The 21,461-nt window shown below is 63.3% G+C and carries 18 protein-coding genes, 1 tRNA gene and 1 pseudogene; 7 read left to right on the top strand and 13 right to left on the bottom strand.

Annotated features, from left to right (window positions below; translation table 11 throughout):
• Positions 1 to 101: 101 nt before the first annotated feature.
• Positions 102 to 1,160, bottom strand: coding sequence for a class I SAM-dependent methyltransferase (locus ABIB91_RS14055; protein WP_027516562.1), 1,059 nt, complete (start codon positions 1,158 to 1,160; stop codon positions 102 to 104).
• A 169-nt stretch (positions 1,161 to 1,329) separates the two neighbouring features.
• Here ABIB91_RS14055 and ABIB91_RS14050 point away from each other — a divergent pair, with 169 nt between their 5' ends.
• Complete coding sequence (locus ABIB91_RS14050) at positions 1,330 to 1,932, top strand: hypothetical protein (RefSeq protein WP_354161882.1); 603 nt, start codon at positions 1,330 to 1,332, stop codon at positions 1,930 to 1,932.
• Here the strand turns inward: ABIB91_RS14050 and ABIB91_RS14045 are convergent, their stop codons facing one another.
• The 9 genes from ABIB91_RS14045 to ABIB91_RS14005 all read right to left on the bottom strand — a co-directional run bounded on the left by ABIB91_RS14045 (position 1,933) and on the right by ABIB91_RS14005 (position 11,197).
• A complete protein-coding gene (locus ABIB91_RS14045; RefSeq protein WP_354161879.1) occupies positions 1,933 to 3,180 on the bottom strand; it encodes a class I SAM-dependent RNA methyltransferase in 1,248 nt (415 codons plus the stop codon).
• Complete coding sequence (locus tag ABIB91_RS14040) at positions 3,173 to 3,907, bottom strand: TlyA family RNA methyltransferase (protein WP_354161876.1); 735 nt, start codon at positions 3,905 to 3,907, stop codon at positions 3,173 to 3,175. Before ABIB91_RS14040 ends, ABIB91_RS14045 begins: the two co-directional genes overlap by 8 nt.
• Positions 3,908 to 3,933: 26 nt before the next feature.
• A complete protein-coding gene (locus tag ABIB91_RS14035; RefSeq protein WP_354161873.1) occupies positions 3,934 to 4,488 on the bottom strand; it encodes a nucleoside 2-deoxyribosyltransferase in 555 nt (184 codons plus the stop codon).
• Positions 4,489 to 4,521: 33 nt separating this feature from the next.
• Positions 4,522 to 6,450 (bottom strand): 1-deoxy-D-xylulose-5-phosphate synthase, encoded by a 1,929-nt coding sequence (dxs, locus tag ABIB91_RS14030; protein WP_354161870.1) that lies wholly within the window; start codon positions 6,448 to 6,450, stop codon positions 4,522 to 4,524.
• A 600-nt stretch (positions 6,451 to 7,050) separates the two neighbouring features.
• On the bottom strand, positions 7,051 to 7,302 hold the full coding sequence (locus ABIB91_RS14025) for an exodeoxyribonuclease VII small subunit (protein WP_007594646.1): 252 nt from the start codon (positions 7,300 to 7,302) through the stop codon (positions 7,051 to 7,053).
• Between the two features lie 73 nt (positions 7,303 to 7,375).
• Positions 7,376 to 8,305: a histone deacetylase family protein gene (locus ABIB91_RS14020; RefSeq protein ID WP_354161866.1), complete on the bottom strand. Its 930-nt coding sequence runs from the start codon at positions 8,303 to 8,305 to the stop codon at positions 7,376 to 7,378.
• Positions 8,306 to 8,438: 133 nt separating this feature from the next.
• The gene (locus ABIB91_RS14015) at positions 8,439 to 10,097 is read right to left on the bottom strand and encodes a bifunctional metallophosphatase/5'-nucleotidase (protein WP_354161864.1); all 1,659 of its coding nucleotides are present in this window, start codon (positions 10,095 to 10,097) and stop codon (positions 8,439 to 8,441) included.
• Between the two features lie 78 nt (positions 10,098 to 10,175).
• Positions 10,176 to 10,937 carry an enoyl-CoA hydratase-related protein gene (locus ABIB91_RS14010; protein ID WP_007594643.1) on the bottom strand — a complete coding sequence of 254 codons (762 nt, stop codon included), beginning with the start codon at positions 10,935 to 10,937 and terminating at the stop codon, positions 10,176 to 10,178.
• 131 nt (positions 10,938 to 11,068) lie between these two features.
• On the bottom strand, positions 11,069 to 11,197 hold the full coding sequence (locus ABIB91_RS14005) for a hypothetical protein (protein ID WP_256375804.1): 129 nt from the start codon (positions 11,195 to 11,197) through the stop codon (positions 11,069 to 11,071).
• On the opposite strand from ABIB91_RS14005, the gene ABIB91_RS14000 reads away from it, so the two are divergent.
• The gene (locus ABIB91_RS14000; protein ID WP_354161860.1) at positions 11,184 to 12,425 is read left to right on the top strand and encodes an MFS transporter; all 1,242 of its coding nucleotides are present in this window, start codon (positions 11,184 to 11,186) and stop codon (positions 12,423 to 12,425) included. The genes ABIB91_RS14005 and ABIB91_RS14000 overlap by 14 nt on opposite strands.
• Before the next feature lie 92 nt (positions 12,426 to 12,517).
• Here the strand turns inward: ABIB91_RS14000 and ABIB91_RS13995 are convergent, their stop codons facing one another.
• Positions 12,518 to 14,296 carry an acyl-CoA dehydrogenase family protein gene (locus tag ABIB91_RS13995; RefSeq protein WP_354161857.1) on the bottom strand — a complete coding sequence of 593 codons (1,779 nt, stop codon included), beginning with the start codon at positions 14,294 to 14,296 and terminating at the stop codon, positions 12,518 to 12,520.
• Positions 14,297 to 14,548: 252 nt separating this feature from the next.
• Here ABIB91_RS13995 and ABIB91_RS13990 point away from each other — a divergent pair.
• The 5 genes and pseudogenes from ABIB91_RS13990 (at position 14,549) to ABIB91_RS13970 (ending at position 19,600) form a co-directional block, all read left to right on the top strand.
• Positions 14,549 to 14,623, top strand: a tRNA-Gln gene (locus ABIB91_RS13990).
• Between the two features lie 100 nt (positions 14,624 to 14,723).
• Positions 14,724 to 14,882, top strand: a pseudogene (locus tag ABIB91_RS13985) (DUF6538 domain-containing protein); the annotation flags it as partial.
• 63 nt (positions 14,883 to 14,945) lie between these two features.
• Positions 14,946 to 16,724 carry a site-specific integrase gene (locus ABIB91_RS13980; RefSeq protein WP_354162145.1) on the top strand — a complete coding sequence of 593 codons (1,779 nt, stop codon included), beginning with the start codon at positions 14,946 to 14,948 and terminating at the stop codon, positions 16,722 to 16,724.
• Between the two features lie 995 nt (positions 16,725 to 17,719).
• Positions 17,720 to 18,427, top strand: coding sequence for a hypothetical protein (locus ABIB91_RS13975; protein WP_354161855.1), 708 nt, complete (start codon positions 17,720 to 17,722; stop codon positions 18,425 to 18,427).
• A gap of 564 nt (positions 18,428 to 18,991) precedes the next feature.
• A complete protein-coding gene (locus ABIB91_RS13970; protein WP_354161853.1) occupies positions 18,992 to 19,600 on the top strand; it encodes a site-specific integrase in 609 nt (202 codons plus the stop codon).
• Between the two features lie 134 nt (positions 19,601 to 19,734).
• Here ABIB91_RS13970 and ABIB91_RS13965 read toward each other — a convergent pair whose 3' ends face one another.
• Together ABIB91_RS13965 and ABIB91_RS13960 are read right to left on the bottom strand one after the other, a co-directional pair.
• Positions 19,735 to 20,883: a Shedu immune nuclease family protein gene (locus ABIB91_RS13965; RefSeq protein WP_354161850.1), complete on the bottom strand. Its 1,149-nt coding sequence runs from the start codon at positions 20,881 to 20,883 to the stop codon at positions 19,735 to 19,737.
• Positions 20,884 to 20,900: 17 nt separating this feature from the next.
• On the bottom strand, positions 20,901 to 21,440 hold the full coding sequence (locus ABIB91_RS13960) for a hypothetical protein (RefSeq protein WP_354161848.1): 540 nt from the start codon (positions 21,438 to 21,440) through the stop codon (positions 20,901 to 20,903).
• Positions 21,441 to 21,461 lie beyond the last annotated feature (21 nt).

Raw genomic sequence — 21,461 nt, 5'->3', positions numbered from 1 at the left:
CGGCCAGCTTACGTTGCCGCGCGAGCGAGGCAAGGATGTCGGCGCGTGGCTGCAGCATCGGCATGGCCATATACCGCAGCCACGCGCCGGAATGGGGAAGATCAGATCCGCGCCTCCAGAATCAGATTGAAGGGCGTTTCAGCTGCGCGGCGGAAGCGCGTCAGTCCGCCCTCTCGCGCGACCTTGCGCAGCCTTGCCTCGCCGGCTTGCGCGCCCAGTGCGAGGCCCACCTCCTGGTCGAGCGAGGCCGGCGTGCAGATCATGGTCGACGCCGCATAATAGACCCGCCCGACCGGGTTGAGATTGTCCTCGAGGCGGTCGCCTGCGAACGGCTCGACCAGCATGCAGGTGCCGTCCTTTGCCATGGTCTCGCGCACGTGGCCGATGGCGCCGACGGGATCGCCCATGTCATGCAGGCAATCGAAGAAGCAGACGAGATCATAGCCCTCGGCCGGATAGGTCTTGGCGGAATGAACAGCGAAGCTGACCCGGTCGCCCAATCTGGCTTCGGTGGCCGCCTTTCGCGCGGCCTCGATCGAACCCTCGTGATAGTCGAAGCCGTAGAAGCGGGAGTTCGGGAAGGCTTCCGCCATCAGCCGTGTCGAGACGCCGTGCCCGCAGCCGACATCGGCGACCTTGGCGCCGCGCTTCAGCTTGTCCACGACGCCGTCGAGCGCGGGCAGCCATTCCTGCACCAGATGATGCATGTACCCGGTCCGGAAGAAGCGGGCGGTGCCGCAGAACAGGCACTCGCTGCGCCGGTTCCAACCGACGCCCTTGCCGGATTTGAATGCGTCCGAGACCTTCGGCTCGTCGAGAAACGCCGAGGCAATGACATTGCCGAACGCGCCGAGGAACACCGGACTGTCCTCATCGGCAAGCGCCATCGCCTGCTCCGGCAGCATCGAGAATTTTGCCGAAGCGGAATCGTATTCGATGTAGCCGGATGCCGCCTGGCTCGCGAGCCATTCGCGGACGTAGCGCTCCGCCGTCCCGGTGGCGCTTGCGAGCTCGGACGAGTTCATCGGTCCCTTGGCGGCAAGGGTACGGTAGAGACCGAGCTTGTCCCCGAGCAGGACCAGCGACGCATTCATCGCTGCCCCGAATTCGGTGACCATCTTGCCCATAAAGGCATTCAACCTGTCGGAATTGACCTCCATGACAGCCTCCGTGCTGACGCGCCCCCTTAGGTGGGTCAATCCGGCATGCGGGAAGTTCAAACTGGCAGGAAAACGTGATCCCGGAACTCAAGGGAAGACTGGTGTCGCTATGCTGGCATTCATGCTGTCTGGTGGGTATAATTCGCAAGCTTTTTCGACGGTTATTTGGATGTCCAGGCTTACACGCTCTTGCGGTCTCGCGGTTTTTCTTGCCCTGCTCTGCCTCGGCGAAGCGCCGGCTCATGCGCAAGGCGCACCCCTGCAATATTGGATCCCCGGCGGACCTTTCGGCTTCGGCGGCGTTGCCGGCCAGAGCGCCGACAGCTACGGCAATTTCCCGAGCTTCAATGGCGCCGACGCAAGCGGCCGCAGCAATTTTGCGAACGGCTTCTTGGTCGGCAGCCAGCATGGCAATCTCAATTGGAGCGGCCTCAGCCCGGCCGGACTGAGCGGCAATTTCAGCGCGCTCTCCTACGACAGCACGCAATTCGGCTACAACACCAAGACCGCGGGCGGCATGCCCGTCACGTTCTTTGCCGGTTTCGACACCCTGAAATACGGCAACGGCATCGGCAGCTCGCTTGCGCCGCTCACCTCCAGCGCCTCGCCCGGCTACGGCGCATTTGCGGGTGTCGAGTTCAAGCCGACCTCCAACCTCAGCCTGTCGTTCGGCGCCGGCTTCACCCAGCAGGACTCGGGCCGCATGGATAGCGATCTCAGATCGAACATGCTGCCCGGCGAGTCGCCGGCGTTGAGTGGCCTTCGGCGCTAACTAGCGCGTGAACTTCGCAACGAGCTCGACATGCGGCGTGTGGCGGAACTGATCCACCGGCACGACTACGTCAATCTTGTAGCCGCCATCGATCAGCAGCCGCGCATCGCGAGCAAAGGTCGCGACATTGCAGGAGACCGCGACCACCACCGGCACCTTGCTCGCGGCGAGCTTCAAGGCCTGCGCCTGTGCGCCCTGGCGTGGCGGGTCGAACACGACAGCGTCAAAATCGCGCAGCTCCGGCGCCACCAGGGGACGGCGGAACAGGTCGCGCGGCTCGGCCTTGATCGGCTTGAGCCCCGGCGTGCGTGCTGCTTTTTCGAGCGCTGCAATGGCGCCGACGTCGTTGTCATGGGCGCTGATGCGGGTCTTCTCGGCGAGCCGCAACGCAAACGGCCCGACGCCGCAGAAGAGATCAAGAACGTTCTTGGCCTTGCCGACGCGCTCCGCGACCAGCGACGCAAGCGTCTCTTCGCCGGCGACGGTGGCCTGCAGGAACGAGCCCGGCGGCAGCGTCACCTCGGCGCGGCCCATCTGCAGGGTCGGTGGCAGGCGTTGCAGCACCAGTTCGCCGTGCCGTGTCAGCCGTGCCAGGCGATGCTGCTCGGCGACGCGCGACAGCGCCGTCACGAGCGGCGTTGGCAGCGGGCCGGAGCCGCGCACGTCCACGTCGAGACCGTTGGCGGTCGCGGTCACCTGGATGTCCAGCGGCTTCGTCACCAGCATTTTGGACGTCAGCAGTTCGGCGAGCGCCCAACCGGCATCGAGCGCGCCCTCGAGCCCGGGATCGAGGATCGGGCAGCGATCGATCGGGATGACATCGTGCGAGCTCGCAGCCGAGAAGCCGACCTTGAGGATGTCATGGGTGCCGAACCGGCCGTGCAGCGTCATGCGCCTGCGTCCCGCACCGTGGGCATCGACCAGCGGCGCCACCTCGCAGTCGATGCCGGCCTGGGCCAGGGTCTCGACCACGATGCCGCGCTTCCAGGCGTGATACGGTTCAGTCGCCCAGTGCTGGATCGCGCAGCCGCCACAGACGCCGAAATGCGGACAGAACGGCGCGACGCGCTCGGGGCTGGCGACATCCACCGCCAGCAGCTTGCGGCGATCAGGATGGTTGCCGACGACACGATCGACCTCGACGGTCTCGCCGCCGAGCGTGTAGGGCACATAGACGGCATCACCAGCGTCGAGCGAGACGCCGTCGCCGCGATGGCCGACGTGATCGATCCTCACGCGCTCAACCACGGCGCGCGCCCAGGAAGAATTCGATGTTGCCGTCGCCGCCGGTGATCGCCGACGGGAACACCTCGACATCGGTGCAGCCGAGCGAGGCCGCAAAGGCGGCGATGTCGTCGCAGATCTCGCGGTGCACGGCGGCGTCGCGGACGATGCCCTTCTTGTTGTGCTTCCGGTCCGCCTCGAATTGCGGCTTGATCAGTGCCAGCAGGCTCATCGGCGCGGCCGCCAGCGACAGCGCCACGGGCAGCACCGTCTTGAGCGAGATGAAGCTGACGTCGATCACGACGACATCGGGCCGCGCCGGCAAACGCTTGCCGTCATAGGCGCGGATGTCGGTCTCTTCCATCGACACGATTTTGGAGTGACCGCGCAGCGAGGGATGCAGCTGACTAGAGCCGACGTCGACGGCAAAAACGAGACTCGCGCCATTCGCCAGCAGCACCTCGGTAAATCCGCCGGTGGACGCGCCGACGTCGAGGCAGACATGGTCCTCGATCTCGATCGGATAGCGCTCCAGCGCGCCGGCGAGCTTGACGCCGCCGCGGGAGACGTAGGGGTGCGCGGGCTCGGCCTGGATCACGGCGTCCTCGGCGATGGTCTCCGACGGTTTTGCCACCCGCTTGTCGTCGGCCGTGACGAGCCCGGCCTCGATCGCCGCGCGCGCCCGCGCCCGGCTCTCGAACAGGCCGCGCTCGACCAGCAGAACATCCGCGCGCTTGCGGGCAGGGGACATCATCTCTCCGAAGACGCCTGAGGCGCTTATGTAGCGATCAATCGCGCGGCCGCCATCCGGACGCAAGCCTCGAACGCGGCCAGATCGTGCCAGACGTCGATCGGCATTTGCGCCGGCGTCACCAGCGGGCAGCCATGCAGCTCCAGCGCGTGGATCATCATGAGATTGTCGACGAGGCCGAAATCCTCGACCGTCAGCCCCTGCGCATCGATCAGCCGCCCGTCCTCTGACGTCACGTCCATGAAGCGACTGAGGCGGTCGGCATAGGCGGCGCCATCATTGGAATAGGCGAGGCAGAACTTGCGGCGGCCGGCCATGTAGCCGAGCTCGTAGACCGTGCCCGGATCGGCGCCGGCGCCGCGGAACGGCGTGAGGTTGGCGATGATCGCATCGGCGCCGTCCATCATCGCCTCGTTGCCGCAGAAGATCTGCCGCGAGGCGTCGGGAGCGGCGAGGTCGATCTCGTTGTCGAGGGGATAGAGGCCGGTGAGGCCGTTCGCGGCACAGATCGCGACCTTCTGCCGGCCGATCTCGACCGCATCTGGCAGGAACACGTCGGGGCCTGCCAGATAGATTTTCATCAGAGCTGCTTCGCGGAAGGTCGAAGCTCGCTGTTAGGCGAGCTTGACCGTCTCGGCCTTGACGTCCTTGCCGAGCGCCTCGAACACCTTGGCGACGATGCCCTTGGCGTCGAGACCGGCACGACCGTACATCGCCGCCGGGGTGTCGTGGTCCTGGAACACGTCGGGCAGCACCATGGTGCGGAACCGCACCAGGCCGCTGTCGAGCGCGCCCTGGTCGGTCAGGTATTGCGCGACATGCGAGCCGAAACCGCCGACCGAGCCTTCCTCGATCGTGATCAGGATCTCGTGGTCGCGCGCGAGCTTGAGCACCAGCTCGGTGTCCAGCGGCTTCATGAAGCGCGCATCCGCGATCGTGGTCGAAAGGCCGTGGGCCGCGAGCTCGTCGGCGGCCTTCTCGCATTCGGCAAGGCGCGTGCCGAAGGAGAGCAGGGCGATCTTGCTGCCCTCGCGGACGATGCGGCCCTTGCCGATCTCGAGCGGAACGCCGATTTCGGGCATCTCGATGCCGCGGCCTTCGCCGCGCGGATAGCGCAGGGAACTCGGACGATCGTTGATCGCGACCTGGGTTGCGACCATGTGCACCAGCTCGGCTTCGTCGGCCGCCGCCATGATCACCATGTTCGGCAGACAGCCGAGATAGGCGTTGTCGAACGAGCCGGCATGGGTGGCGCCGTCGGCGCCGACGAGGCCGGCGCGGTCGATGGCGAAGCGCACGGGCAGGCTCTGGATCGCGACGTCATGCACGATCTGGTCGTAGCCGCGCTGCAGGAAGGTCGAGTAGATCGCGCAGAACGGCTTGTAGCCTTCGGTGGCGAGACCGGCGGCGAACGTCACCGCGTGTTGCTCGGCAATGCCGACGTCGAAGGTGCGGTCCGGGAACGCCTTGTTGAAGATGTCGACGCCGGTGCCGGAGGGCATCGCCGCGGTGATGGCGACGATCTTGTCGTCCTTCTCCGCTTCCTTGACGAGGCTCTGGCCGAACACGTTCTGATAGGCCGGCGCGTTCGGCTTGGACTTGGCCTGGGTGCCGGTCGCGACGTCGAACTTGACCACCGCGTGGTACTTGTCGGCGGAGGCTTCCGCCGGGCCGTAGCCCTTGCCCTTCTGCGTCACGACGTGGAGCAGGATCGGGCCGGTCTCCATGTCGCGCACGTTCTTGAGCACGGGCAGCAGATGGTCGAGGTTGTGGCCGTCGATCGGGCCGACGTAATAGAAGCCGAGCTCCTCGAACAGCGTGCCGCCGTCCATCATGAAGCCGCGGGAATATTCCTCGACGCGATTGGCGCGGTTGGCGAGGATCTTGGGCAGGCGCTGGTTGATCTGCTTGGCCACATCGCGCAGCGTGCGATAGGTCTTGCCGGAGTAGAGCCGCGACAGATAGGCGCTCATCGCGCCGACCGGCGGTGCGATCGACATGTCGTTGTCGTTTAGGATGACGATCAGGCGCGAGTTCATCGCCCCCGCATTGTTCATGGCCTCGTAGGCCATGCCCGCCGACATCGCGCCGTCACCGATGACGGCGATAACGTTGTTCTTGCGGCCGGAGAGGTCGCGCGCGACGGCCATGCCGAGGCCGGCGGAGATCGAGGTCGAGGAATGCGCGGCGCCGAACGGATCGTAATCGCTCTCGCTGCGCTTGGTGAAGCCGGACAGGCCGCCGCCGGTGCGCAGGGTACGGATGCGATCGCGCCGGCCGGTGAGGATCTTGTGCGGATAGGCCTGGTGGCCGACGTCCCAGATCAGCCGGTCGCGCGGGGTGTCGAAGACGTAATGGATCGCAGTGGTGAGCTCGACCACGCCGAGGCCTGCGCCGAAGTGACCGCCGGTCACCGAGACGGCATCGATGGTCTCCTGACGCAGCTCGTCGGCGACCTGGCGAACCTGCTCGACCTTGAGCTTGCGCAGGTCGTCCGGCGTCCGGATGGTGTCGAGAAGCGGCGTTTTACTATATGCGTTCACGGCGATTTCCAATTTGTCAGCGCCGGAAGATTGTTCCGGTGCGCGATGGGTTTGCTCAATATCGGCGCAGCGCGAGTCCTTAAACCGTCGGAGCCACCTGCATGGGGCAAAGCCCCGTCTTCAAGCTTAGGTGAGCTTAAGTGCTCTCCGGTTCAGTCTCTGTGATCCCTGTCACTTAGATCGGCTTCGTCCATCCCAGCCAATTCATCAGCAGTTTGAAGCGCTTGTCGTCGGTAATCAGTGCCTACGCAAGGCTTACAAAAAGCCACACTCGGCGCAGCTTTACACCAAAGCTTGGGCCAAAGCCAACCCGCTGGGCCGATTACGGGCATGCACCTGCAACCCCCGGGCCAGAGTGGTTAATCCCAGCGCCAGCGGAAGGGTTCCAAGCTTGCCCGGTTCCTCGGCAAGGTTTTTCGCGTGCGGAAGCTATTTTTAGACGGATTTAGGAGGGCGAGGGGCCCTCTGCGGGAGGTTCCGTGATCTCCAGAGTGCCGGTTTCCCTTGAATCAAGCAGCAGCAGCAACGCCGACGGCGGCGTGCGATCATGAAAAATTGCCGGTGCCCGCTGCGTGAGATAGGCGGCTTTGAAGGCGGCCCTTACTGGACGTCGAGCGGCGCGGTGCCGGTGGCCTGGCCGCTGGCATCGGTGGTGATCTTGTCGACGCGCGCCTCGGCCTGGCGCAGCAACTCCTCGCAGCGGCGCTTCAGGGCCTCGCCGCGCTCGTAGATCGTCACGGATTCCTCGAGCGGCACCTTGCCGTCCTCGAGCCGCTTCACGATGGTTTCGAGCTCCTCGATGGCGCGTTCGAAGGTCAGCCTGGAGATGTCGATTTGGGTATTTTCGGCCATATAAGTTTCCGATTGCCCGATTCGCTTCATGTCGGAGAAAGCAAAGTTTTGCGGGCGCAATGTGGCGGGTGTGTCAGGCGCCCATCAGGGCGCCGACATGCGCCGTAACAGATTCTTTCAGTCCTTGCAGGTCGTAGCCGCCCTCGAGCACAGAAACAACGCGCCCCCCGGCGGTCTTGTCGGCGAGGTCCATCAGCTTGCGCGTCACCCAGGCATAATCCTCCGCGCGCAAATTCAGCGACGCCAACGGATCGCGATAATGCGCGTCGAAGCCCGCAGAGATGACGAGCAGCTCCGGGCTGAATTTTTCGAGCTGCGGCAGGATCAAATTCTCGAACGCGATGCGGAATTCCGGCCCGCCGTCCTCGGAGGCGAGCGGCGCGTTGACAATGGTGTCGTGGTCGCCGCGCTCGCTCTTGGCACCGGTGCCCGGAAACAGCGGCATCTGGTGCGTCGAGCAATACATCACGGTCGGGTCCGACCAGAAGATGTCCTGCGTGCCGTTGCCGTGATGCACGTCGAAATCGACGATGGCCGCGCGCTTGATGCCGTATTTGCGCTGCGCGTGGCGCGCGGCGATGGCGACGTTGTCGAAGAAGCAGAAGCCCATCGGCTTGCCGATCTCGGCGTGGTGGCCGGGCGGGCGCACCGCGACGAAGGCGTTGCGATGCTCGCCATTCATCACCGCTTCGGTCGCCGCGACCGCGCCGCCGACGCCGCGCATCACCGCTTCCCACGTGCCCGGCGACATCGAGGTGTCGCCATCGATATAGACGAGGCCGCTGGTCGGCGCGATGTGGCGCAGCTCCGTGACGTAGTGCTCGTTGTGGCAGAGCGTGACGAGATCGAGATCGCCCTCCGGCGCCTGGTCGCGCACCAGGAACTGGAAGCGCTCATGCGACAGCGCCTCCTCCACCGCGCGCAGGCGGTCCGGCCTTTCAGGGTGTCCCGGCGGCGTGACGTGGTCGAGGCAGGCCTTGTGGGAGAGGAGAAGCGTACTCATCAGTCGGCCTCATGGGATGCGGGCTCTCGACGTCGCTTGGCGCATCCGGCGCCAAAACGCAAATGCAAAACCCAATCTATGCGTTCCCCCGGGAATGGCAAAGGGTGTCCCGAACCGGCCCGTTTGATCCGGATCAATTCACGCGCAGGATGCGGCTCAGCGGCAGCGGCCCGATCGGTCCGTGCGCCCTGAAGAACGCGAACAGCGCGTCGGCGTCGTAGCCGCCATATTGCGGCCCCGTGCCTTGTTTGGCGACCGTAAAGCCGTCGCCACCAACAGCGAGGTAATCGTTGAGGGTGACGCGGTAACCGCTTCCGGCTTCGATCGGTCTGCCATTGAGCGTCATCTTCTCGTTGATCACGCGCTCGCCGAATGGCTTCGCCGCATCCCAGGCGTAACTGAACCCGTTCGAGACCTGGAGAATCCGCGGCCGCTTCGGATCGAGCCATTGCTGCTCCAGCATGTCCTTGAGCTGGCTGCCCGTGAGCGTCATGGTGACGAGCCGGTTGCGGAACGGCTGGCTGGCGAAAACGTCGCCGAAGGTGATCGCGCCGTTCTCCTTCGGGACGATGTCGGTGCGGATACCGCCGGGATTGGTGAGCGCGATGACGGCGCCGCCGTCCTTGGCGTCCCTGGTTGCGGCGAGCTGCGCGTCCGCAATGACGTCGCCGAGCGCGCTTTCTCCGGCTTCGTTCGGCACCCGCGACAGCGTCTGCGTCACCGATCCGGCCGGGCGATTGGCGATCGGCGCCGAAAGCCTGTCGTAGGCATCGATCAGTGCGGTCTGCTCGGGATCCCTAGGCAGCGAGGCGTTGGCGACGAGGACGTTCTCGGCCCGGGCGCTGACGACGTCGCGGGTTACAGGATCGAGCTTGAGGTCGATCGCGGTGACCAGGGTCCCGTATTTGTCCCCGCTGGTGACAAGCCGCCCGTCAATATCGCAGACATAAGCACGATGAGTGTGGCCGCTGACGACGACGTCGACGGCGCGATCGAATTTTTTCACGATGTCGACGATCGGCCCCGTGATCGCAGGGCATTCGTTGTAGTCGCCGGCCGGCTCGCCGCCCTGGTGGATCAGCACCACGATCGCCTCGACCCCGCGCGCCTTCAGCTGCGGCACCAGCGCGTTCACCGTCTCGGCTTCGTCGCGGAATTCAAGACCCGTGATGCCCGATGGCGAGACGATGCCCGCGGTGTCCTTCAAGGTCAGCCCGATGAAGGCGATGGGGATGCCCTCGAATTCCCTGATCTCGTAAGGGGGCAGCACGCTCCTGCCGGTCGCGGTCTCGATGGTGGACGCCGCGAGATAGCGGAATTTGGCGCCCGTGAAGGGGTGCGGCCCCTGGCAGCCGTCGACGGGATGACAGCCCCCGTTCTGCATCCGCAACAGCTCGGTCTTGCCCTCGTCGAATTCGTGATTGCCGACCGAGGTGATCGCGAGCCCCATCATCGAGAGCGACTCGATCGAAGGCTCGTCGTGGAACATCGCCGACAGGAACGGGCTCGCGCCGATCAGGTCGCCGGCGGCGACGAAGATCGTGTTCTTGTGGCCCTCGCGCAGCTGCTTCACCAGCGTCGCCATGTATTCGGCACCGCCGGCCGCCACCATCACCTTCCTGGACTTGTCCTCGGGATCGCTGATCCGGATGCCGCCCGGCGGCGGGCGCAGATTGCCGTGGAAATCGTTGATCGCGAGGATGCGCAGCTCGACGGGGGCGGGCGTTTGGGCGGACGCGGGCAGGGCAGCGAGCGCGAGCGCGAAGACGGTCAGGCGGAGAACATGTCGCATGGAACCAGACTAGTCGTTCCGCACGAAGTTTTCACGAAAGTTATCGCGTCATTCCGGGACGAGGCGCCGGGCGGCAGCCTACTTTTTCTTCTTCCTGCTCGCAAACGCGTTGAACGCGGCGGTGGCTTCTTCCGACTTCAGCCGCTCGCCGAACAAATGGGCCTCCTGGTCGATCCGGCGGGTGAGCTCCTCGGATGCGACGCGCAGCAGTTTGCGCGAGGTCGCGACCGCTTCGGCGGGGAGCCGGCAGATATCGCGCGCCACCTTGCGCGCCTCGACCTCGGTATGTCCCGGCGAGACCACGGTGTTGACGAAGCCGGCGGCATGCGCTTCCGCGGCCGTAAAAGTCCGCCCCATCACCAGCATGGCGAAGGCGCGCTGGTAGCCCATCGTGTTCGGCATCAAGAGGCTGGACGCGCCGACCGGCACGAGCCCGAGATGGATGTAGGGCGCGGAGAAGGTCGCCGCGTTCGAGGCCAGCACATAGTCGCAATGGAACAGCATCACGGTGCCCATGCCGATCGATGCACCGTCCACGGCCGCGATCACCGGCTTGGCGTTGAGGGCGAGCGAATAGAGAAACTTGGCGCCGTCGGACAGCGTCTCGGGGCGCGACGTGTCGGCGTGCATGAAATCGTCGATATCATCGCCGGCGGTGAACACGCCGGAGCCTCCGGTGATGATCATGCAGCGGATGTCGGGATTGTTCTGCGCGGTGTCGATCGCGCGGCTCATCTCCCGATACATGTCCTGCGTGATCGCGTTCTTCTTGCTCGGGCGACGCAGGGTGATCACGCGTGTTCCGCGCTCTTCGGTGACGACGATATTGCCATTCGGCATGAGGGGGCCCCTGCGGTCGCCGCGATACTGACATTGGCTAGACTCGCGAAACGTCAGCCTACATCATCTTGCAGGCGTGCCAATGCGCTCGCTCAACCTTTTGGAGGTCGAATTCGCCCGAGACGGGCGCATCACGCTCCCGCCGTGTGACGCGTTGCAATAATCAGCTGCCATTTTCGATTGAAAAACCCCTGGTTGTGGTGCACGATCGCCTCGCGCCGCTCCATTTGGCCGATTGCCTGATTGATGATTGCCGCCACTCGTGTTGACGAATCCTCGCTGCACTATCGCGGCTGGCGCGTCGTGCTGGCCTGCTTCCTGATGGCTTTCTTCATGTTCGGCTTCGGCCTCTACGGCCAGGGCGTCTATCTCGCCGAACTCCAGCGCGCCCATGGCTGGCCGGGCACGCTGGTCTCCGCGGCCAGCACCTTCTCCTTTCTCCTGACTGCCGTCCTCGTCATCTTCACCGACGATCTGCTCGCCCGCATCGGGCTTCGGTCGCTGATCCTGTGCGGCCTGTCGGCGCTCGGCGCTTCGACGGTGCTGCTGGCGCTGCTGCAGACGCCCTGGCAGCTCTATCTCGCCTATGCGCTGATGTCGGTCGGCTGGACCGGCATGGGCACGGTGGTGATCGCGACCGTGCTGAACTCCTGGTTCGAACGGCGCCGCGGGCTCGCGCTCAGCCTCGCCTACAACGGCGCGACCTGCGGCGGCATCGTCCTCGTGCCGCTGCTGCTGTCGCTGAGCGCCAGCATCGGCTTCCGTTCCGCGATGCTGGCAGCCACGCTCGCGATGGTGGTGCTGGTGCTGCCGGTGGTGGTCATCTTCACCGGCTGGCGGACCGAAATGCCGCCGACGCCGGGTGGGGATTCATCCGCTGGCGGCACTGCCTTGCCCGCGATTCACTCGCGCAAGACGCTACTTGCCAACGCGGCGTTCTGGACCATGGTGCTGCCGATCGCGGTCGCGCTGCTGGCGCAGATGGGATTCATCATCCACCAGGTGACGTTCCTCGAACCGCTGATCGGCCGCGCCAGTGCGGGCCTTGCCGTCACCGTCATGGCGGCGATGGCGGTGGTCGGGCGCCTGTCGCTCGGCCTGTTCGTGGACCGGCTCGATCCGCGGCTCGCCTGCGCGGCATCGATGACGAGCCAGGCGGCGGCTCTGTTCGTGCTTCTGCAAAGCACGAACCCGACCGTGCTGCTCGTGTGCTGCGCCGTCTACGGCTTCTCGATCGGCAACATGATCACGTTCCCGCCCTTGATCATCCAGCGCGAGATCGGCGCGAGCGCCTTCGCCGCCGCGATGGGACTGGGCACGTCGATCAGCGGCATCGTCAGTGCCTTCGGCCCCGGCATCGTCGGTCTCGTGCGCAGCGTAACCGGCGATTACACGACGGCATTTGCGATGTGCGTGGTGCTCGACCTGTTGGCGGCGGGCGTGGTGCTGTGGCGGCCGGGGCGACGTACCAAGCTCGCGGCTTCGTAGCCCGGATGGAGCGCAGCGCAATCCGGGATTCGTGCCACGAGCAATGACGGCCCTGGATTACGCTGCGCTCCATCCAGGCTACGCCGTCCCAGCTACCCCAACAGCACCGCATCCGCCGCCGCGACCGACTCCGCGCTTTCCGTCACGGTGCGCTCGAGCGCGCCGGCCTGCACGGCGATGTTCTCGGCGAAGAAGCGCGCCAGCGAGACGTAGCGCGCGGCGTCCGTGATGCCATCGGATTTCGCGGCGAGCGCTTCGGATGCCAGCATGCAGCCGCCGAGCGTGGCGCCGAACTGTTGCAGATACGGCGTCGCGCCGGCCAGCGCCTCGTTCGGCGCGGACGCAACCCGCTCCAGCAGCCATTTGCTGGTGCGCGTCAGCGCCTCCAGTGCCTCGCGCAACTTCACGCCCGTGGTGCCGAAGGCGGGATCGTTGGAAGCTTCGACCTGCTTCACGATGGCCGAGAGTTCGTCGAGCAGCGCCCACACCGCTGCGCCGCCGTTGGCCGCGAGCTTTCGCGTGACGAGGTCGATGGCCTGGATGCCGTTGGTGCCCTCGTAGATCGCGGTGATGCGGGCATCGCGATAGTGTTGTGCCGCGCCGGTCTCCTCGATGAAGCCCATGCCGCCATGCACCTGCACGCCGAGATAGGCGACCTCGTTGCCGATGTCGGTGGAATAGCCCTTGGCCATCGGCGTCAGCAGCGCCGCGCGCGCGGCAGCGTCGGCGCGGACCTTCGGATCACTGGCGCGCGTCGAGACGTCGATCGCCACCGCGGTCGCGTAGCAGATGGTACGCGCCGCCGCGGTCTGCGCCCGCATCCGCATCAGCATGCGCTTGACGTCGGGATGCACGAAGATCGCATCGGAGCCGTCACCCTTCTTGCCGAGAGCGCGGCCCTGCTTGCGCTCCTGTGCGTAAGACAATGCCTGCTGATAGGCGCGGTCGGCAACACCGACGCCTTCGAGGCCGACGCCGAGGCGGGCCTGGTTCATCATTGTGAACATGCAGCGCATGCCCTGGTTCTCTTCGCCGACCAGGAAGCCGATGGCGCCGCCATGATCGCCCATTGTCATGGTGCAAGTGGGCGAGGCATGCATGCCGAGCTTGTGCTCGACGCCGCTTGCGAAAATGTCGTTGCGCGCACCCAGCGAGCCGTCTTCGTTGACCATGAATTTCGGCACCAGGAACAGCGATATCCCCTTGGTGCCGGCCGGCGCGTCCGGCAGGCGCGCCAGCACGAAATGCACGATGTTGTCGGTCATGTCGTGCTCGCCATAGGTGATGAAGATCTTCGTCCCCTTGATGCGATAGGTGCCGTCGGCCTGCTTCTCGGCGCGGGTGCGCAGTGCGCCGACATCGGAGCCGGCCTGCGGCTCGGTCAGCTGCATCGTGCCGGTCCATTCGCCGGAGACGAGCTTCTCGAGATAGATCTTCTTCAGCTCATCGCTGCCATGCGCGTCCAGAGCCTCCATCGCCGACGCCGTCAGCAGCGGGCAGAGGCCGAAGGCGACGTTGGCGGCGCTCCAGATCTCGGTGCAGGCGGCGTTGATCGCGAGCGGCAGGCCCTGGCCGCCAAAATCCTCGGGGCCGGAGACCGCATTCCAGCCGCCCTCGGTCCAGCGCTTATAGGCATCCGGCCAGCCCGGCGCGGTCGTGACCTTGCCCTCGCTGAGCTTGATGCCGTGCTCGTCGCCGACCTTGTTGAGCGGCGCCAGCACGTCGGTTGCGAACTTGCCGGCTTCCTCCAGCACGGCGCTCACGATATCGCCGTCGAAATCGCCGTAATGGCCGGCCTCCATGGCAGCCTTCAGGCCGGCGCCGTGGTTGAGCGACAGCAGCATGTCAGAGATTGGCGCGCGGTAGGTCATGGCTCACTCCCGTGGACAGTTCTTGGCGCCGTATTCCCACGAAACGGGGGAGGTCTCAACTGCCGGGAGGGGTGGCGGAGCGGCCGTCGGGAGCGGGGGGCGTAGCGCCCCTATAAGGCATGGCGCGGCGCCGCCGGCGCCTGTGGTATTTTGCCCCTCCGGGCGGTTGAAATGCCGCGCCTCTCCCTATAGACCGGCACCACTCGAGGGAATCCGCGGGCGCTCCTGTCGCCGCCGTTCCCACGGGCCTGATGGGGCGTAGCCAAGTGGTAAGGCAGCGGATTTTGATTCCGCCATTCGGAGGTTCGATCCCTCCCGCCCCAGCCAGCGGCTCCGCTTCCCCTGAAAAAGCTGACGAAACCGGCCTGGCTGGGGCGCTGCTGCACAGCGCTGCGACACATCACTGCTGCACAGGGTGTCGCTCGCAATGGCTTTCCACATCTTTCGCCGCCAAGCCGTCTATTATTGGCGCCGTCGTACCCCTAGGACGCTTGCCAGCGTGCTCGGCCGCCCGCATCTTTCTATGAGCCTGAAAACGACGAACCGCGCGGCGGCTTGTCGGCTGGCTACCCAGGTCAACCTGTTCTTGGATGATGTTGCCATGCTTGCTGATGGTGCCGATCGGCTGTCGCGGTCTCAAATTGAGACAATGCTTCATGCCGTCGTCGACAAGCAGGTAGCCAAGCTCGAGCGGGTGGCGTTCGCTGCCAAGAACGCGCCCGGCTTTGACGTCGACCAGGCGCGGTCGGACGACCGGCGGGCCTTGTGGACCTACACGCTGCTGGATGCCCAAGGACACGGCGCTGCCGTGCGCCCTCAGGATCGCGACCGGATGATCGCCGATGGTCTCTCGGAGGCGGACATCGAGGCTGTGAAGCGCCATCTGACCATGCTTCGGGCCAACGACATGGTGCCGACCAAGTACCACGTCCTTCGGCAAATGATCGAAGGCGTGCAAGCGGTGCCGACCGCCATGAACATGGACGTGGCGCAGGGGACTTATTTCCGTGGAATGAGGCTTGCGCTGGCGGAGTCCGAGCGCCGGTACGGAGGGGCACGGGTCGAAGACGAGGGACTGGTGGATCGCCTGCTGCTTGCGATGAACGATCCACCGAAGCCAATGATCCCGGTGGCGGGGCCTGCGGTGGATCGTCCAAGCGATCCACCGACTGCGGGTCCCGTTGCTGCGATCCCGCAATTCGTCCCCCTGGCCGACTTCTCGCGATTTGCGGATGGCGTGATCCAGCAGAACGCTGCCGACGGTCATTGGGACGAGAAGACGCAGCGGCAAGCCAAGAGCATCTCGAACCTATTCATCAAGTTCATGGTTCAGGATCAGCACATTCACGACCTCAATCTCGTGGGCCAGGCAGAGGTCGGGAAGTTCGCCGATTTCCTCCGTCTCGAAATCTACAAGCACTACGGCAAATCGGTGCGGGACGAGAAGCTCACTATCGCAGAGCTCCGCGAGAAGGGGCGGTCGGTCGATCGGAGCAAGCGCGGCATTGGCGGCGAAACCCTCAATCGACATTGGACCTTCATTGACCAGATCTTTGATTACGCGATTGCTCGAGGTTCAAAGAGCCTGGAGGCGATAAACCTGACGAAATTGCGCGCAAAGAGCCGAGGCAAGAACAAGCGTGCCCGCGACGAAAGGGCGAAGTTGCCGATCGAGAGCGCTAAGGCGATTTTTCAGACCTCGCCGTTCATCAATTCCGCCGGTTGGGACGATCTCGGGAATTGGGGCGAGGAGGGCGCCGCACGGATCTTCCACTGCGCACTCTATTTTGTCCCGATCCTCATCTACTACATGGGCGCGAGGCGGGAGGAGCTTTGCGGGGCGATGGTGGACGACGTCATCGTCGAACGCGAAGGCTGCAGGCCGTATATTCACATTGCAGCCAACGAGCAACGGCGCATCAAGAACGCACAGTCCAAGCGCAACATCCCACTCCATCCGGAGCTGATCAGGTTGGGCTTCCTCCACTACGTCGGCAAGATCAAGGCGCTCGGCTACAAGCTGCTCTTCCCCGATCTCTACTCTCCCAGCAGTCGTTCGCCGTTGGGCAATCGCTTCTACAAGCTGTTCAAGCCGATCCTCACGGCGGCCAAGATCACCGAAGAAGGGCTGGGCGCGCATGCCGTGCGTCACCTCTTCGGCGCGCAGTTGAAAAAGAAGCTGCTCTCGAAGGAGGACCGGGCGGATCTCCTCGGGCACGGCGGCGACAGCGAAACCAGCGAGCGCTACTGCGAACCGCATGAACTCGATACGTTGTTCGAATTCATCATGAAGCTCGAAGTGATCACCGGCCATCTCGTGCCGCACGCTATCAAACTTATCCCTTGGGTCGAGAACAAGGAGGTCGCACCGTTTTCGCAGCCGTCGCGCGCAAAGCGTTCGATCGGAACTGTCGGCGTCGGCGGCTGAGTTGGGGCTTGGGGATCGCGACGAAACACAAAGGTCTATCGTTCGTCCAGAGGAAGCAGACGCCAGACGGCCGTGAGGTGACGCGGAAGGTTTCCGAAAGGGAGGACGATCTCCCGGGACTGCGCTTCACGACGGACAACGCTGCGTTTCTCGATGCTCTGGACTCGGACTGCATGGTCGGAGGTGCGACCGCCTGGCTCTGTGCCCGACCCGACGCGGCGGAAATCGTCGACGTTCTCTTCATCGACGGAGCCGCCCAGATGTCGCTCGCGAACGTTCTCGCCGTCTCGCAGGCCGCGCGAAGCCCTGTTGGGCGATCCGCCGCAACTCGAGCAGCCGATCAAGGGAAGCCATCCCAACGGCGTCGACGTCTCCTCTCTCGACCATATCCTCGGCGACACGCCACCGTGCCCCTCACGAACTCGAAACCTTGTTCGAGTTCATCATGAAGCTCAGTCTGATCACTGACCACCTCAAGCCCCATGGCGTGAACCTCATTCCCTGGGTCCAGAACAGGCAGGTGGCGCCATTTTCACGATCATCGCCTGCGAAACATTTGCCAGAACCCGCAGATTAGACCACTGGAATTGGGTCGGTGGTACGAGTGGAATGACAGATACCCCCTTGTGGCAACAGCCGGTAACATCGGCGAACTAGGTAGAAGTTAACGCGGTTTAACGATGTTCGGTCGCAACCCTTGTGTCCGGATACCCAGGGGTTATTTTGACGTGTCCGCCGCTTCTGAGAGCGGTAGTGCGCACCCTGGAGAGGGGCGCCGGACTTCTCCTGCCGGGGCCACCCTGTGGCCGAAATGGCGGTGAAGGCTTCTCCAACCGTCGGCCTTCTCCTCGGCAATTACTGCCTCGCGCACCCTGAAATCGTCTGAAAACAATGCCCCCTGGGGCGTCAATCAAAGTGCAGCTTTGTGGCTGTGCGACGCGATTGGCGTCGCAGCGGCCAAGCTAGGGAGACTAGTCTTCGGACTAGTCATGCGAATGACCGTCGATGCCGGCGCCAAGGCTGCCTTTGAACGTGGTCCAGAGACCTTTGATCAAGGTCCAGGATCGAATGACCGCGACGAATCCCAATTCAAGGAGAAGGTCGCGGAATTGGGTCTGGAGCCGACCACCGCCTACGTCCGCGTCGCACGCCGGAAGAAGCAAGTATCAGAGGCGGCTGAGGCGAAACGAAAGTACCGAGCCCAGCGGAAGAAAGACGGGTTTGGGCAATACGTTGTAGAGGTGCCTGAACAGGAAGAAGCGAAGAACACGGTGTACGCGGTGGCGCAAGCGCTCGTCGCCGACAGGGACAATAGCAGGAACGTCCGTGCGACCATTCTGTCCGTCGTTTCAAGTGCGGCCCTACTTGAGCTCGCCCAGCTCCTGATCGTGTCGGGAGTGGACGCCTCGTCGATCATCGAGCTGATCAAGCGCGGGGATTTGGCCAAGATCGCCGCGATTCACGCGTGGCGCCCTACGCTGGTTGACGACGTTTCCAGCTTGGCGAAGGCCAATGACGACTTCTTGTCCGTCCTTGACAGTCTTCTCCGTCATGCCGGCGACATATCGGACAGTTCTGCCAACGGTTTGCTGGAGGCGGCCGTTGCGGCGTCCGGCTGTCCCGAGGCTCTTAGGTTCGTCCAGGTTCGCCAGCGTGGCGGGCTTCGTGCTCGACTACTGGGCTGGGCGCTGGGCGTGCACTAGTCGTTGGATTGGTTCTTCGGCATCCGCGGCGCTGGGCCCTCCCTCTCCGCCAGTTTCCAAATCCTATCCGCCACTTTCTTCGCGCAGAAAACCTTGAAAAATCACGTGTTCGGCCTGCGTGAGTGTGCAAGTGCCAAAGCGTGTATCCCCCGAGGTAGTCCATCAAGTAGTCCACGACCGCGCCGCCCCGGCGCCGGCCCGCAGCAGCCGCCGGCGAGGCGCGCCTACCTACGTTGTTCGCCGGCTTTCCACGTATTTCTTCCAGATCCGACCGCCCCGCGATCTTGCGGGTAACGGCATCCCGTGCGCTCCTATCCGGGTGAGGCTCGGCGTGCTGCCCAAGAGGGAGGCGCACCGCCGAGGCGCGTGGCTGGGGATCCTGGCTCAGGCCGGGTTCGGCGAATGGAGGCGGCACTTGGAAGGTCACGCGTACAGCGAGATCCGCCGAGCGAGGTCGGCTTCCCGAAGGGGGACAGCCCCGAGGAGTTTTTTGCCGACGCTGAACAACGTCTTCCGGCTCGGTGTCGATTCAGGTTATCTGGATGACGCCATGCTGGGGCCCCTGTGTTTGCTGTCCACGCGCCGGGTCGGCATTCTGCCCTGGATCCGCGGCAGCGATTTCGGACGAAGCACGGAGTGGATATTATCCGCGTCAACGGGATCGTGTTCGATGCCAAGGACGGCATCTATCGGCGCATCCCGTACAAGACCAATGAAAGCCTTCGCTTCTTCGTTCTGCACAGCGCGTTCCGCAAATGGGGTTTTGTGGACTGGGCAATCGAGCAGGGGGACAATTTCCTCTTGCGCTTGCTGCAGACCTGCAAGGATCCCTCGGACACCGCGTCAGACCGGATCAACAAGCTCCTGAGGCGCGGCGGCGGCGCGGGCATGAATATCGAAGTCGGCCAGTCGCTGCGGCATGGCGGCAAGGACCTGCTGATCGAGGAGGATGTCGACACCACGACGATCCGCCTTCAGATGGGCCACCGGGCAAGCGACCCTCATGCCTGGTACGGCACCCGGGCCGAGTTGCGCCGGAAGCAGTGCCAGGAGCTGGCCAATTTCGAACTGCCCAAGGAGATCGACTGGTCGATGTTTGAGGGGCTGGATTTTGAAGCAATGGCGTCGACGCCTCGGAGAGCGGGGCGGCCTAAACGGCAACCGGCTGATTGACGCCTGGGCCGCAGCGCGCGATGCATCAGCCGAACTGGTACTTGGCGGTTCGACACCCGCCGCCTCTCAGCCACACAGTCGGGGTTCCACAGAAACCTCCCACCAACTTGTGCTACAAGCAACTCGCGTGGAGCTCAAAAGGGGATATCATCGTCCAGTTCAATCATCCGATGGTCGCGAAACTCCTGCTGTTTAGTAATTGGCTGCACCTTGTTGCTGATATTCTCGACGATGCATTTTGCTCTCTGGTATAATTCGTCGAACGTAAGAATCTCAGGCGCACGTAGATTGCGTCGGAAGAGTTCAAAGCACGCCACCTTGTCATCGTTTGAAGTTAGCTGCCCTAAGTTTCCAATGACCAGGAAGCTGCGCGGATCGATGGAGTAGACGGTCTTCCCGGTATCATTGCCATCACCGTCTTTGGAGTAGTCACGGAATCGATTTTTAGTGAAGTCGAATACCGTCTTCTGTATTTGCGTCACGGCATTCGATAGCTCTTCGGAGACCCCCCATACCCCCGAGCGATAGTTATCCTCTCGCAAAAGGAGAGTGTCGTTCTTCTTTATCTCAAGCAGAACATATTGACTGACCTCAGCATTGGTCTGCATGAGCCCGTCCGCTCTCTTTCCAGAACGGTCGAAGGCAGAGCCCGTTGTTTGAGCTTCGAGCTTTTTGCCCGTTTTGTTCAGAAATATGTAATTCAGTCCGTGGCCGAAAATCCAAGGGTTTGCCTCAAAAAACCTTTGCCAGGTAGGTTCGGATACCTCGCTCTTCAAGTTCGCTTCGAACTCGGCAAGGGCTGCCCGCTTCGCCGCCACAGCATAGATGTCTTCGTGCAGTTCAGGATTCGCGGCCAGCTCTCTGACGAGCGCAGCGCCCTTGGTGCTCGACAACAAAGCGCCTAAGGCGGCGACGTGAATGCTGTCGTCCAGCAAAACGCGTGTCTTTCTTACATCCCGTAAGTCGAGGCTGGAAATGATCGACAAGAACTCCCTTATTTGAGCAAGCTGAAAATCATTCACTTGGACCTGGCCGTCGGTCCGCCACCCAAATCGCTTATGGAATTTTATTTTCGTGATCTTGAGCGTGCCGAAGTCTAAACGGTCCTGGACATAGAACGCGGAGACGGCGATTTTACATCGGGCGGTAACGTCGATCTCACCAAGTACAACTTCGCTGTCGCCGACAAGCGTGGCGTAAGCGCCCGTCCCATTTTTCGCAGGCGCCGTATAAAGTGCGTTTGACCGATAGTTGGCGAGGTAATCGAGGTCATCTTCTGTCATGGCGATTCCTGCGATCTCTACGGATGCTTGTAGTGCTTCGTCACGGCATCGACGCGCCCTAGGAGATTCTGAAAGGCTGACCAATCCAGCTTAGTTGCATGGGGTCTAACGACCTTTTCTGCAAAGACGATTTTTCCGTACTCTTTGGTCGGCTCAATGCTCTTGCCCGGATTGAAGATCTTTCCGTCGACCATCGTTTTAAGAATGGACGCCGCGAACAGGTCTTCTATGCGAGAGGTGCCATGAAGCCCTGATTCTGGTGTCTTCACGAGATAAAGATTGGGACAGATATGATAGAAATCTGCCGTAGACTGACGAGTTACCTTCAACTTGACGGCGGTTTGGATGGCGACAAATATTTCGTCGGCCCCATCATCATTGTCGATTAGCAATATAACCGGATGCGCGAGCGGCTTATGCCGGAAGTACTTCAGTGCAGCGGTGTAGTCTTTGATGAGGAGCTGCATGCCGCCCGATCCACCGCCCAGCTTCAGAACGTTGCCCGCTATGCGAGTATGATTAAAAAAGCTGACGTTGCGTGTCTGAACAGAGCCCATCGTTGTTATTAGCGATGGAAA

Source organism: Bradyrhizobium sp. JR4.3 (assembly GCF_040547695.1).
In the GTDB taxonomy this organism is placed as follows: domain Bacteria; phylum Pseudomonadota; class Alphaproteobacteria; order Rhizobiales; family Xanthobacteraceae; genus Bradyrhizobium; species Bradyrhizobium canariense.
This window is presented reverse-complemented; position numbering and strand designations above follow the sequence as displayed.

Excerpts from the sequence above, each read along its gene's own strand:
- ABIB91_RS14055 (WP_027516562.1), bottom strand. The coding sequence starts at position 1,160 with ATGGAGGTCAATTCCGACAGGTTGAATGCCTTTATGGGCAAGATGGTC.
- ABIB91_RS14050 (WP_354161882.1), top strand. The coding sequence starts at position 1,330 with ATGTCCAGGCTTACACGCTCTTGCGGTCTCGCGGTTTTTCTTGCCCTG.
- ABIB91_RS14040 (WP_354161876.1), bottom strand. The coding sequence starts at position 3,907 with ATGTCCCCTGCCCGCAAGCGCGCGGATGTTCTGCTGGTCGAGCGCGGC.
- ABIB91_RS14035 (WP_354161873.1), bottom strand. The coding sequence starts at position 4,488 with ATGAAAATCTATCTGGCAGGCCCCGACGTGTTCCTGCCAGATGCGGTC.
- ABIB91_RS14025 (WP_007594646.1), bottom strand. The coding sequence starts at position 7,302 with ATGGCCGAAAATACCCAAATCGACATCTCCAGGCTGACCTTCGAACGC.
- ABIB91_RS14020 (WP_354161866.1), bottom strand. The coding sequence starts at position 8,305 with ATGAGTACGCTTCTCCTCTCCCACAAGGCCTGCCTCGACCACGTCACG.
- ABIB91_RS14015 (WP_354161864.1), bottom strand. The coding sequence starts at position 10,097 with ATGCGACATGTTCTCCGCCTGACCGTCTTCGCGCTCGCGCTCGCTGCC.
- ABIB91_RS14010 (WP_007594643.1), bottom strand. The coding sequence starts at position 10,937 with ATGCCGAATGGCAATATCGTCGTCACCGAAGAGCGCGGAACACGCGTG.
- ABIB91_RS14000 (WP_354161860.1), top strand. The coding sequence starts at position 11,184 with ATGATTGCCGCCACTCGTGTTGACGAATCCTCGCTGCACTATCGCGGC.
- ABIB91_RS13995 (WP_354161857.1), bottom strand. The coding sequence starts at position 14,296 with ATGACCTACCGCGCGCCAATCTCTGACATGCTGCTGTCGCTCAACCAC.
- ABIB91_RS13980 (WP_354162145.1), top strand. The coding sequence starts at position 14,946 with ATGCTTCATGCCGTCGTCGACAAGCAGGTAGCCAAGCTCGAGCGGGTG.
- ABIB91_RS13975 (WP_354161855.1), top strand. The coding sequence starts at position 17,720 with ATGACCGTCGATGCCGGCGCCAAGGCTGCCTTTGAACGTGGTCCAGAG.
- ABIB91_RS13965 (WP_354161850.1), bottom strand. The coding sequence starts at position 20,883 with ATGACAGAAGATGACCTCGATTACCTCGCCAACTATCGGTCAAACGCA.
- ABIB91_RS13960 (WP_354161848.1), bottom strand. The coding sequence starts at position 21,440 with ATGGGCTCTGTTCAGACACGCAACGTCAGCTTTTTTAATCATACTCGC.